Source organism: Succinivibrio dextrinosolvens (genome assembly GCF_900116345.1).
Taxonomy (GTDB): Bacteria; Pseudomonadota; Gammaproteobacteria; order Enterobacterales; family Succinivibrionaceae; genus Succinivibrio; species Succinivibrio dextrinosolvens_B.
Genome location: NZ_FPAH01000065.1, coordinates 1 through 11,227, shown reverse-complemented (window position 1 = coordinate 11,227; position 11,227 = coordinate 1). Strand labels below are relative to the sequence as shown.

12 protein-coding genes are annotated in these 11,227 nt (G+C 31.7%); 5 read left to right on the top strand and 7 right to left on the bottom strand.

The annotated features are described in order from the left end of the window. Positions 1-91: 91 nt before the first annotated feature. The 7 genes from BM308_RS12545 to BM308_RS12520 form a co-directional block, all read right to left on the bottom strand. Entirely contained in the window at positions 92-1,141 is a 1,050-nt protein-coding gene (locus BM308_RS12545) for a tyrosine-type recombinase/integrase (RefSeq protein ID WP_074945673.1), read from the bottom strand. Then, entirely contained in the window at positions 1,131-2,144 is a 1,014-nt protein-coding gene (locus BM308_RS12540) for a tyrosine-type recombinase/integrase (protein WP_083425588.1), read from the bottom strand. Before BM308_RS12540 ends, BM308_RS12545 begins: the two co-directional genes overlap by 11 nt. A gap of 1 nt (position 2,145) precedes the next feature. Continuing rightward, complete coding sequence (locus BM308_RS12535; protein WP_074945671.1) at positions 2,146-3,417, bottom strand: tyrosine-type recombinase/integrase; 1,272 nt, start codon at positions 3,415-3,417, stop codon at positions 2,146-2,148. Positions 3,418-3,637: 220 nt separating this feature from the next. Then, positions 3,638-3,784, bottom strand: coding sequence for a hypothetical protein (locus tag BM308_RS13415; protein ID WP_177214457.1), 147 nt, complete (start codon positions 3,782-3,784; stop codon positions 3,638-3,640). A gap of 3 nt (positions 3,785-3,787) precedes the next feature. Then, the gene (locus BM308_RS12530; protein ID WP_074945669.1) at positions 3,788-4,351 is read right to left on the bottom strand and encodes a hypothetical protein; all 564 of its coding nucleotides are present in this window, start codon (positions 4,349-4,351) and stop codon (positions 3,788-3,790) included. Between the two features lie 81 nt (positions 4,352-4,432). Next, positions 4,433-5,026: a hypothetical protein gene (locus BM308_RS12525; protein WP_074945667.1), complete on the bottom strand. Its 594-nt coding sequence runs from the start codon at positions 5,024-5,026 to the stop codon at positions 4,433-4,435. A gap of 44 nt (positions 5,027-5,070) precedes the next feature. After that, the gene (locus BM308_RS12520; protein ID WP_306706510.1) at positions 5,071-5,619 is read right to left on the bottom strand and encodes a hypothetical protein; all 549 of its coding nucleotides are present in this window, start codon (positions 5,617-5,619) and stop codon (positions 5,071-5,073) included. 288 nt (positions 5,620-5,907) lie between these two features. On the opposite strand from BM308_RS12520, the gene BM308_RS12515 reads away from it, so the two are divergent. The 5 genes from BM308_RS12515 (at position 5,908) to BM308_RS12495 (ending at position 10,916) form a co-directional block, all read left to right on the top strand. After that, positions 5,908-6,309 carry a hypothetical protein gene (locus BM308_RS12515; protein WP_074945665.1) on the top strand — a complete coding sequence of 134 codons (402 nt, stop codon included), beginning with the start codon at positions 5,908-5,910 and terminating at the stop codon, positions 6,307-6,309. A 628-nt stretch (positions 6,310-6,937) separates the two neighbouring features. After that, on the top strand, positions 6,938-7,858 hold the full coding sequence (locus tag BM308_RS12510) for a class I SAM-dependent methyltransferase (protein WP_074945663.1): 921 nt from the start codon (positions 6,938-6,940) through the stop codon (positions 7,856-7,858). 141 nt (positions 7,859-7,999) lie between these two features. Next, positions 8,000-8,407 (top strand): hypothetical protein, encoded by a 408-nt coding sequence (locus BM308_RS12505; protein WP_074945661.1) that lies wholly within the window; start codon positions 8,000-8,002, stop codon positions 8,405-8,407. 351 nt (positions 8,408-8,758) lie between these two features. Continuing rightward, positions 8,759-9,091, top strand: a complete 333-nt coding sequence (locus BM308_RS12500) for a class I SAM-dependent methyltransferase (RefSeq protein ID WP_074945660.1) — start codon at positions 8,759-8,761, stop codon at positions 9,089-9,091. A gap of 604 nt (positions 9,092-9,695) precedes the next feature. Beyond that, on the top strand, positions 9,696-10,916 hold the full coding sequence (locus tag BM308_RS12495; protein WP_074945658.1) for a nucleotide sugar dehydrogenase: 1,221 nt from the start codon (positions 9,696-9,698) through the stop codon (positions 10,914-10,916). The last annotated feature ends 311 nt before the right edge of the window (positions 10,917-11,227 follow it).

The window sequence follows — 11,227 nt, the reverse complement described above, 5'->3', positions numbered from 1 at the left end:
TTCGTCTTATGTTTAGAAATTGTTATTGTTGAGTGACTTTGATATCTTATTTATTTTTTTAGTTTTATTCAAAATTACTCAACATAACAGTTTAATTTACTCTACGTTTAGTCAAATTTTCTAAAAAATTCAATGTGTTTTCATCTTTATTATTTATCTTTTCTAAATTAGTAAAATTTTCTCCATCAGTAATCTTTGACAAGCTTTCCGCAACTGTATTTGCCTCCCTTACTTTCTTATAATGTCCAATATAAAATTTTTCGGTTATCTGCACACTGCTATGACCAAGCAAATCTCTAACGTAGATAAGATCTACACCATTGGCTATATTTAATGTAGCAAAGGTGTGTCTCAGCATATGAGGAGTCACCTCATCAGGAATTAGTTCAGGCGCTTTTATTCTTGCTTTCTCTGCATATTTTTTTACAAGGTTATAAACACCATGTCTAGATATAGGTTGTCCAAATTGATTCAGAAATAGATATTCTTCTCTTCTAGCAGGATGCTCTAAGCCAGTCTGTTTCATATAGATTATTATTTTCTGTACGATCTGCTTCTGCAATGGCACTGTTCTGTATCTAGCTCCTTTTCCGATAATTACCATAGAGGCAGGATTCCCCAAATTAATATCTTTTGGCCTGAGGTTGATTACTTCTGAAACTCTTAAACCAGCACCTACCATGAGAGAAATAATCAGCAGATTTCGCAACCTATTTCTAGGTTCTTCTATTACTTCATGAATAAACGCTTCTAACCCCTCAGAACTCAGAAATTTAGGAGCCTGATGGATAGGAGTTTTTATTCTGATGGCTTTAATTTCCGCATACTGCTGCTGATAGTCTACGATTTCATATTCAAGATAATTGATAAAACTGACAATAGCTGCTTTTCTCTGGTTTCGTGTGGCAGCACTGTTTTGCTTTTCCTCTGCAAGATAACGAATGAACTTTTCTACCAGTGTTCTTGTAAGCAGGGCTATGGTCATATTTTCAATCAGTATATGTTCATAATCTCTTATATATTTTAAGAATAGAGAGAATGTCTTGCTGTAGGATTCTATTGTTTTAGGAGAGTACCCTTTATCTTTAGGCAGGTACTCTGTAAAGAATTTCTGTATATGCAGATTAAAATCAGTCAACATATTCTGGTACCTCCAGACTATCTCCTAATGATTTCAGTGCTTTTTCTAGAGTATCATCAAGCTTAGAACACAGATAAGGGAAAAGCATTGTGGCGTATCGCAGGTAATATTCACAAGAACTTACATCACTGTGACCGAGCCATTGTGCTAGGTAAATAAGTGAATTATGCATATCCTTACCACTATCTATAAGTTGTTTACAGCTCATGACTGCAGCAGTCCATCTCCAGTCATGAACTCTAGGTCCTTTATGCTCTCCATTGTATGGAATTCCAGCTCTATGCAGAAATTCAACGTGATAGCTGTGAATTGTTCCCTGACTAACGCTATTATTTAATGCTTTAAGTCCCCAGAAAATGGCATCATGATCTTTAATTTGATAAAAGGTTTTGCTGGCATAGGAGCGCATTAGAGAAAGAAGATCGTCATTTAAGATGCAGTAACGTTCTGCTCCGTTCTTGGTTTTACTTAGTTTTATTATTCCAGTGTCTAAATCAACATCACATTTACGAATAGACAAAGCTTCTCCTAACCTCAAGCCATTGCAGGCCAACAGTCTGAATAGTAATGGCATAATGATGGCACAGCGTCCAGCCTGTCCATATTCGTAGGAATCCACCGCATTAAAATATGCGATGCGTTCCTCTTCTGTATAGATGTGAGGTATAAAATAAATTTGCTTCTGATTTGAAACATTACGAGGAGGAATAACTTGATATCCGCGTAACAGTAGCCATTCAAAAAATAGCTTGGCTGCACAAACTCTATTATATCTGGTAGACAATGCTTCATGATTACGTAACAGTCTGTATGCTTCTGCATCCTCACGGGTAAAGATTTTTTCTTTCAGCTGTCGCTCATTACAGAATCTATCTAACGCAAGTAATTTGAATATAAGAGTTCTAATCGTATATCCGGATTTTTCCCTTATTTTTAGATATTCAAGTATTTCTGGTGACAATACAGATGAGAATTTTTCAAGATAGTGGGCGATGTTTTCCATGTTAATTTACCTTCTTTAAATCGCTATAAAATGGAGAAATACAAGGTACCATCGGCAGATTACATTGCTTAAGTCTAGAAATATCCAATTTTACGTAATTAAAAGTTATGGATTTATCCTTATGTCCAAGCACCACCTTAACATCTCTAATATCTGCACCGTTTTCAATCATCCTGGTTGCTAGGGAAAATCTTAAGGCATGACAGCCATGCCTGCGATTTGATAAATTAGAGATCCCGGCTCTACGTATATATTTATAGAAAATATTTTCAACTGTATGCGGACGTAATGGTTTTCCAATATTTCCTTCAGATAGCAAAAGGAATAGCTCGCCACTATTAAGTTTGTCATACTCTTGATCATTAGGCCTGCCGTGCTGAATATAATCAACTATAGCGTTGAATACTAATGGTTCAAGCTTAGTATGGATTGGTTCTCCTGTTTTTACCTGATTAAAAGAAATGGTCTGATTTCGCCAGTTGATATACTCAAGTTTTAATTGAGCAATATCGCTGATCCTCCAGCCATAAGCTGCAATACAAAGTAAAATCGCAAAATCCCTCCTGCCTAAAGCGGTTCCTCGGTCGATACATTTCAGAATTGCTTTAACTTCGTTATCTGTGAAAGTTGTCGGAAGTCTTTCTTCTTTTATATATTTTTCTCGTGGAATAAATATTGATAAATCTTGTGTTGTATAAGAGTTGAAAAAAAGCCACTGTAGAAAAATTTTTATATATAGTTTTAAATTGTAGATAGTTTTATGGCTGAGATTAGAACCGTCAAATAATCTAGATAAGTGAAAATAATTCAGTTCGGAGAGAGATAATGTGTGATTTAAGCAATATCTGTACAAAATACTCAATGCATATTTATATATACGAGTAGATTGAGGTTTAATTCTAAAGGAAACAGATTGAAGAAATTCTTTATAATATTTTACTTCATTCCCTATATTTTGAGCATCAAAATCAACTGGTTGGATAAAACTCTTACGTCCTATTTTTCCTGTATTTATATAGTTTATTAATGCGTTGCAGGATAAAGCTATAGTCTTTTGTTTTCTTGATAACTCAGCATAAGAATATTCAGTTTTATAAATCGTTTCTTCAAGATATTTATGAATTTCTGTTTCACCAAAATTGTATATATTATTAGCAGTAAGCCATTCATAAAGCTTTCTCCAATAGGTTCGATAGCAATTTAATGAATATACTGATAATGAATCAATGACAGTTGTTTTATCAATTATTTTTTTTAGTTCAGCTATATCCATAACTTTTTTCTCCTTTTTTTGCAGGTGACAATTACTTATCTAAGAAAAGCATTGATTGGTTCAACTGAAAAAGCAATAAAAGAGAATAAAACTGAAAATAATTAATTGATTTGAAAAGTAAATAATATTATGTTAAGAAAAAATAAATAAACTTGTGAGAAAATAATAAGATATCAAAGTCACTCAACAATAACTCTTTCTAAACATAAGACATCTTATGTTAAAAGTAACATAAGATGTCAAGCCCGTTCCACTTTACACCTATTGAGCCAGAGCTTATCATGGCCATAAGCTTATGAATGCCAAATCTGCCACAGACAGGCTCACGAACCAATAAAATCTTACCTGTTGATGATAATATTGACATGGGTTACTCCTGTAGCAAGCTCATAATCTTGTTAACAGTCTCCCAGATTTGTGGCTGTTTGGGATTAAATGACAGCTGAACGCCATTCAACTGGATTCGGGCGTAATCAGAATCTGAGTTGACATTGTTCCTGTATCTGTTGTGTCTGTAAAAGTTGTTGCGCCTCATTGGCTCTTCATTTTTTATAAGTGGGAGAAGTGAAGTCTGCTCAGAAATCTCCTGATTGGACTCTGGATGCTCGACTGAGATAACCTGAACCTGCTCCTTACGATCAGTCTCATACCTGTTAACGATCTTAAACATAGTTGATTTGGAGATACCCAGATGCTCAGACATCTTAGTTACGGAGAATCCCTGATTTTTTAGCACTTTGATTTGTTCAATAAGAGCTTCAAAAGCTAGTTTCTCTTTTTGGTTGTAGATAACTTCACCCAGATGAGAGATACCAAGGCGGTCAATAGTATTCTTTGACAAATGAAATTTATAGGCGATTTGGTACGAGGACAGTTGTGAGGTTGTAATATCTTTTACAATATTTTTGACTACCTCGGGATCTATGCTACTCATAGTGACTCCTTAGCAAACTAATAATTTGCTAAGATCGTACTATTTATGCGGGGGTGGAGCTAGGTACTAAAAAGTTAACAATTACTTGTAATTGATCCTTATGCCATTAAAGTACAGACGCACCGTGTTTGACAATTGATTTAGAACTTTGCGTTCATTAAGAACTGGAGCTTTTGAAGCGGAATGGTCGCTTATTTGTGATTTTGAATCTTCAGCTGGTAGCTCTGGTCTGATTATTTTTGATTCATCAACAGCAGGCAAGGCCTTTGCACTGTTCATTGGCACCTGTTTTAGCTGGGATTCAGTGTGGTCATCATCCAGGGAAACAATCTCTACAGAATCATCATGTGAAGGGGAATTTTCTACCAGAGAAATCTTACCTGCAATAATCTTGTAACAGGTGCTGGAGTAAAGACCTAACTCTTTTGCTATTTCTGCTCCGGTATAGCCCTGAGCTGAAAGTGACCTGATCTGGGAATCAAGTTCACTGTTTATGAGCTGTTCTCTTTTTTCAAAATTATTCTTACCAATATATTGAATACCAATACGATTTATTGTCTGAGGTCTTAATTTGTATCTGAATGCAACCTGATAAGATGAACTGCGGGTGTTGGTTAGCTCATTGATAATTTTTGTTTCAACTTCTTTAGATAGCTGAAGTGGAATTGAACTCATAAATGCTTACTCCAATGACATTAAAATGCTGGAGTAAGTATATTTTATGCGGTTTTATTGAAAAAGATGCAAATAGTTCCTAGATACTTTAAAAAGAATGTTTTTCTCCCATCCTCGCTCTTTCCTAAGTAGTCAACAAGCTTGTGAAGCGAATTTAAGGATACAGATGCACCAGGAAAGAAAACACTGGTAAAGGTTCGGTAATAATGGGCAGATACTCTGCTTAAAGGCGTGGAAGGTCTTATAACCCGTATGAGAGCAAGAGCCATTATTGAATAAGCTATAGTTGGATCGAAGATGGATAACAAGTCATCAACAATGTCTGTACAAACAGATTTAGCCAAGGCCGCAGAACCATATGAAAGCATTTTGGGGGCTTCATCTGATGGATGAGTGTTTTCAACAGGGACAAACTTATAGTCAATGATGTGACCTATCACCTTACCATTATGAGGCTGGGGATTCTTACCAGGAACATACTTAACCACGCCTCTCTGACGAACAGAATAACGTTTTGGACCCTCTCTACCTGAGTCTTCAACAATCGTATTAACAGGTCTTTTAACCTTTCTAATCTCTTCAGGAACCTTCATAAAAATCACCTCTTTATATGGTCCGTGCAACAAAAGGACTAAGAAAACAAATAAAATTCACCAATTTGGCAAAGAACTAAGGTTAATTTTTGATAGAAATTGAGATAAGTTTTGAGTTGCTTGCTGAAGAATGAAGATTTTTGGGGAAATTTAGGGGTAGAATGAAAGAAAACGCCTCAGAATGGAAAATGATCTATAGTCCTGAGGCTTGTGAAACTTTTAATAAATTTGAAATACTGATTTAGGTATAGTTTAATAAAATTTACTGTATTAAGTTTAAGAATTATTATGTTTATTTTAAATAGGTTTACTTCGTTTATTTTTAATTTAAAGAAATACAAGTTATTTTACTTTGAAATAAAGTACTTAGGTGGCTATACAGAGGTAATTAAAAACACTCAATTATCTAGAAATATTAGCCCAGGAAAGAGAATTTATATATATGGTTTTGGCCCTTATGGTCAAGAATATTTTATAAAATTGTTTTCTTTATATAAAATAATAGATATTTTTGATTTGAATTTCAAATATATAGTAGGTCCAATTAGCAATCCTGAAATAATAAATAGCAATTCAATTGACTATGTAATAGTTACAGTAATGAATGAAAATGCTAAAAATAACGTTGTTAATTTCCTTCTGAATAAAGGAATATCCTTAGAAAAAATAATATTTGTAAATTATTTATAATTTTTTATAACTATGAAAATAATAATTCATGTAATTACTGTGTATTATATAAGCTTTATGGAACTAGTCTAAATTCTTCTTAACAAGTCTTTTCATAATTCTATAATTTCTCTTGCAAAATAAAGATATTTATGTCTTTTTATCAGTTTCAAAAAAAAACGTCTATTCTGGCAAGTAGTTGCTAGCAGATGATGTTGTGTTAAATAGTAAAATCTTCAACTGTGGTTGTGACATCTTAAAGTTCAAAACAGGTAAATAAATTTGAAAATGAAATAGATAATTCTAGTATCGGTATATATCACTAGAAAAGAGCTCATAAATAAATACTTTTACTACTGATGTTTTATAAATAAATTTCTGAACAATGTCTGTTTTTTTGATTCTAATTGTAAATCTGTTAATAAGTATGATTACAGGCGCTACTTATAATTCTTCACTGTGTTAATATCAGTTTGCATAATTTTATTTATTCATGTTCAGTTATATCTTTTTATCTCTTTATAATAGGAAAATTCAGAGAATAATTAATTCGATTTAAAATCAATTTTAGTAAATACTCAAATTGATTGAACGTAACTATTTAAATTTAAAGAATAGTAAATTAGATATATTTTATAAGAGAAAAATAATGAATACAGAATATTTATCTAATGAAAAAGAAAATGAATATATAATTAATATATCTTCTGAATTGGTTAAAAATGTAGTTGAATTCTCAAAAGAATGTACAAGTGAAATTTCTGATGATTTGTTTTCTTCTTACGTAAATATTTATTTAAATTTTAAATCATGTATGGATCGGATGAATGGAATCCTTTCTTTTTTTGATATAAATAGTTACAGCAACATCGTGGAGATTGGCTCTGGAATAGGTTCAAGTTGTATTTGTACAAAAGCTTTATCTGATGCAAACGTATTTGGAGTTGAACCTTGTCAAAATTCATATTCTAAACTAAAGGAATGCATCGAAATACTTAGTCAAGACAATCCTTCTTTCCCGTACAATTCCGTTCAATGTGCAGGAGAAGATATTCCTCTTGTTTCAGATAGCATAGATTTTGTGTACTCTTTAGAAGTCCTTGAACATGTTAGAGATCCATATAAGGTATTACAAGAAATTCATAGGATATTGAAAAAGGGTGGAAAAGCCTATATAGCAACTTGTAATTATGACAGTTTTTACGAAGGTCATTATAAAAAATTTTGGAATCCTTTTATTTCTCCTCAAAAAAATAAAGATAGATATGTCTCTCAAGGAGATTCTCCTATTTTTTTTAACGATTTGAATTTTATTACTAAAAAAAGAATTATGGATTACGTCTCACGAATTGGTTATACAAGTATACAGTTTGATCCTAAGCCAATTATTGATAAAAATAACGCTGTTCTCACAAAGATAAACTGTTCAGAAGATGTAAAAAAAATACTAACAACTTACAAAAATAAAAGACCAACAACGTTAGCTAGGCTTATTCAAGCTCCTAAAATAAGTAATTTTTTGAAAAGATTTAATAGAGAATACAAATTATATTTCTTGTTAACTAAGTAGTTTTTTAATCAGTTGAGATCTTATTTTTTTTTATATATATCTGGTTAGTTAATTCTAATTTGACTAGTTTATCTATGATAAATAGATCCATTTTAATGTCGCTATAAAATCATCATATTAAGCTGTATTTAAGGTTTTTTTATGTGCATTTGTTCTTTTTTTTATAATTTGTTTAAGTATAGATTTTTCTTTATTGAAACCAAATTATTAGTTACTTTCTGCGACCAAAATGCAAAGACATTTCTTTCAAATAATATAGATAAAAATAAAAAAATTGTTATATATGGCTTTGGTCCCTATGGAGAAGAATATTTTGTTAATTTTTTTTGTGATTATCGTATTATTGGGGTATACGATGCTGATTATGCAGAATTTAATTCCAGATTTATCTTTAATCCTGAAATAATAAACAGAGCATCCTTTGATTATGTAGTTATCACTGTAATGAATCCAGAGACAAGAAAGTCTATAGTTAACTTTTTATTAAAAAAAGGTATTTCTAAAGAAAAAATTGTATATATCAATTATAAAGATACAACAGATAAATAATATACAAAGATTATATAAAACGTATTATTCTCTTATATATTTTAACTTAGATCCTGTTTTACATATTGTCCTTTTTAAACAGAGATTACTTTTAAAATATCAACATCAAAATATTCTTGAGGGCTAAGTTCTTAAAAGGATATGATGAAATGACGTATTATTACCTAAAAATTACTTCTTAGCCACCATCTTTCACTCATTTAATTGATTCGATTTAACTCTTTGAAAACTTTTCTCTTTTGGATATCCACCATAATAATTTTTATGCTTTGGTATTTTGTGACCTTTGTATTATTTGGCTGTTTTTACATATGATATTTTATTTAAATATAGTCGATTCAGAGGTTCAAAATGAGTGAATCAAATAATTATTTTTCTAAAGCTGAAATTGATGAATTCTGTTCAATAATAAAATCTAATGAAGCTCCTAATTGGTATGTTTATGCTTTTAAAGAATTTTTTTCGAGACAACATGCCTGTCTTCCGTTTAAATGGATTGTTGATAATGTAGAAAAAAATACATCTATTCTTGCAAGTGGCTGCGGAGCTGGTGATATGTTATATCACCTTTATAAGATGGGATTTAGAAATCTTAGTGGATATGATCTTTACAGTAACATAATAAGAGTAGCAAAAGAATTTTCAAAATATCTCAATTCAGATATTGTTTTATTTGGTCGCTGATGGTTCTAATTTGAATCTAAAAAAACATATAGCTTAATACTAGGAATTAATTGGATTTATCATGTTCCTGATTATGGTATTGAGCTTTTTATAAACAATCATTTCCCTACCTAGAAAACAATGGTTATCTAATATTTTATGTAATAGACCAATCATATAATAAAGTTCCAAAGAATCAGTTTTGTACTCAAGATTGGAATAAAAATGAAGAGGATCGAAGACCTAGTGAGTATTTGTATCGATATTCTTATGAAGATATTCATGAAGTTGCTCAAAAATATAAATTAGAAATCGTATATCATAATTATATTGATTATGTAGTTCCTCATGCTTTTTACGTTTTACAAAAAAAGGCATTTCCAAACTGAAAGTTATCATGAATAAAGATACAGTACACTTTTTTATCTGTTAACCAATGTTCTGTTGTTTAAAAAGGCTTTTTTTGTATCAGACTGAATTTAGCGGGATATTGGTTTATATTTTTTGCAGTGTGCTTACTTATCAGAATTAGTTTGATAATAAATTCAGTATATAGTTTTTTTTGCGAAATTAACTCTAACGACTTCAATTTTTATTTTATTAAATAAAGAATTAAGTATTATAAATGACGAAATATTGTGATCTTAAAATAGCTGTTGCAGGTATTGGATATGTTGGCTTATCACTTTCTGTTTTGCTATCTCAGCATCACAAAGTAACTGCTGTAGATATTGTCACTGATAAGGTTAATCAAATAAATAACAAACAATGTCCAATTCAGGATGCATATATAGAAAAATATCTTGTTTCAAAAGCTCTCAATCTTGCAGCGACAACAGATTGGGAATCTGCATACAAAGATGCTGATTTTGTTATTGTCGCAACGCCAACCAATTACGATCCCTACAAAAATTTCTTTGATACCAGTGCAGTTGAATCTGTTTTGGAACAGGTTCAATCAATTAATTCTGGAGCTTGTATTGTAATTAAAAGTACTATACCTGTCGGATATACAAAATTACTTAAAAATAAGTATCCAAATGCAAAGATTCTTTTCAGCCCTGAATTCCTAAGAGAAAGTAAAGCTTTGTATGACAACTTCTATCCTTCTCGAATAATCGTTGGATGTGATGATGAATCAACTGAAGAGGCGTATTTATTTGCTAGGCTTCTTAAGGAAGGAGCTCTTAAAGATAATATTGAGACTCTTTTTATGGATTACACTGAAGCTGAAGCAGTTAAACTGTTTGCGAATACTTATCTTGCTTTGAGAGTTGCATATTTTAACGAGCTTGATACCTACTGTGAGCTTAAAGGTTTATCTACTAATAATGTAATTAATGGAGTATGTTTAGATCCTCGAATAGGCAAACATTATAATAATCCTTCCTTCGGTTACGGCGGATACTGTCTACCAAAAGATACCAATCAGCTTCTTGCTAACTATGTGGATGTTCCGCAGAATCTTATTTATGCGATTGTTGAGTCTAACAAAACCAGAATGGATTTTATTGCTGATAGAGTCTTAAGAAAAGCCGGATACTATAACGATCTTCGAGCAGAATCTGAGAATAAGATTGAGAAAGATGTTGTTATAGGAATATACCGTCTAACCATGAAGAGTAATTCTGATAAATTTAGACAATCATCCATTCAGGGCGTTATGAAACGCATAAAAGATAAAGGGGCTACTGTAGTTATTTATGAGCCAACCCTATCAGGTGTTTTAAATTATTATGGCTGTAGTGTTATACCTGATTTAAATGAGTTTAAATTAAAATGTGATGCTATTGTTGCTAATAGAGTTGATGATTCTCTCACTGATGTTATGTGGATGATCTTGTAATTTTGCACCACTGATCTTTTTTTCTATGCCTCACTGATCTTGTCTTTGATCATCAAAAATATTCACAACAAGCACCATTAGGAAATCCCTGTCTAAAAATTTTCTAAACTTTAGTTATGAGGTACAGAATTATGTTCTGTTGAATTGGTTTGTATATGTGAATTGAGGATTAACCACGGTCTCCCCCTTTGTTTTCGCCGACAAAAAGAGACCGTGGCTGACAAAAAGTCATGTTTATAGTACCACATCAGCTTTATGGTGTAGATCTCAAGTCGAGTTTATATCCAAAATTTGAGCTCACTGTCCAAGTT

Coding starts and splice junctions, on each gene's coding strand:
- BM308_RS12545 (WP_074945673.1), bottom strand. CDS start 1,141: ATGTTGACTGATTTTAATCTGCATATACAGAAATTCTTTACAGAGTAC.
- BM308_RS12540 (WP_083425588.1), bottom strand. CDS start 2,144: ATGGAAAACATCGCCCACTATCTTGAAAAATTCTCATCTGTATTGTCA.
- BM308_RS12535 (WP_074945671.1), bottom strand. CDS start 3,417: ATGGATATAGCTGAACTAAAAAAAATAATTGATAAAACAACTGTCATT.
- BM308_RS13415 (WP_177214457.1), bottom strand. CDS start 3,784: ATGTCAATATTATCATCAACAGGTAAGATTTTATTGGTTCGTGAGCCT.
- BM308_RS12530 (WP_074945669.1), bottom strand. CDS start 4,351: ATGAGTAGCATAGATCCCGAGGTAGTCAAAAATATTGTAAAAGATATT.
- BM308_RS12525 (WP_074945667.1), bottom strand. CDS start 5,026: ATGAGTTCAATTCCACTTCAGCTATCTAAAGAAGTTGAAACAAAAATT.
- BM308_RS12520 (WP_306706510.1), bottom strand. CDS start 5,619: ATGAAGGTTCCTGAAGAGATTAGAAAGGTTAAAAGACCTGTTAATACG.
- BM308_RS12515 (WP_074945665.1), top strand. CDS start 5,908: ATGTTTATTTTAAATAGGTTTACTTCGTTTATTTTTAATTTAAAGAAA.
- BM308_RS12510 (WP_074945663.1), top strand. CDS start 6,938: ATGAATACAGAATATTTATCTAATGAAAAAGAAAATGAATATATAATT.
- BM308_RS12505 (WP_074945661.1), top strand. CDS start 8,000: ATGTGCATTTGTTCTTTTTTTTATAATTTGTTTAAGTATAGATTTTTC.
- BM308_RS12500 (WP_074945660.1), top strand. CDS start 8,759: ATGAGTGAATCAAATAATTATTTTTCTAAAGCTGAAATTGATGAATTC.
- BM308_RS12495 (WP_074945658.1), top strand. CDS start 9,696: ATGACGAAATATTGTGATCTTAAAATAGCTGTTGCAGGTATTGGATAT.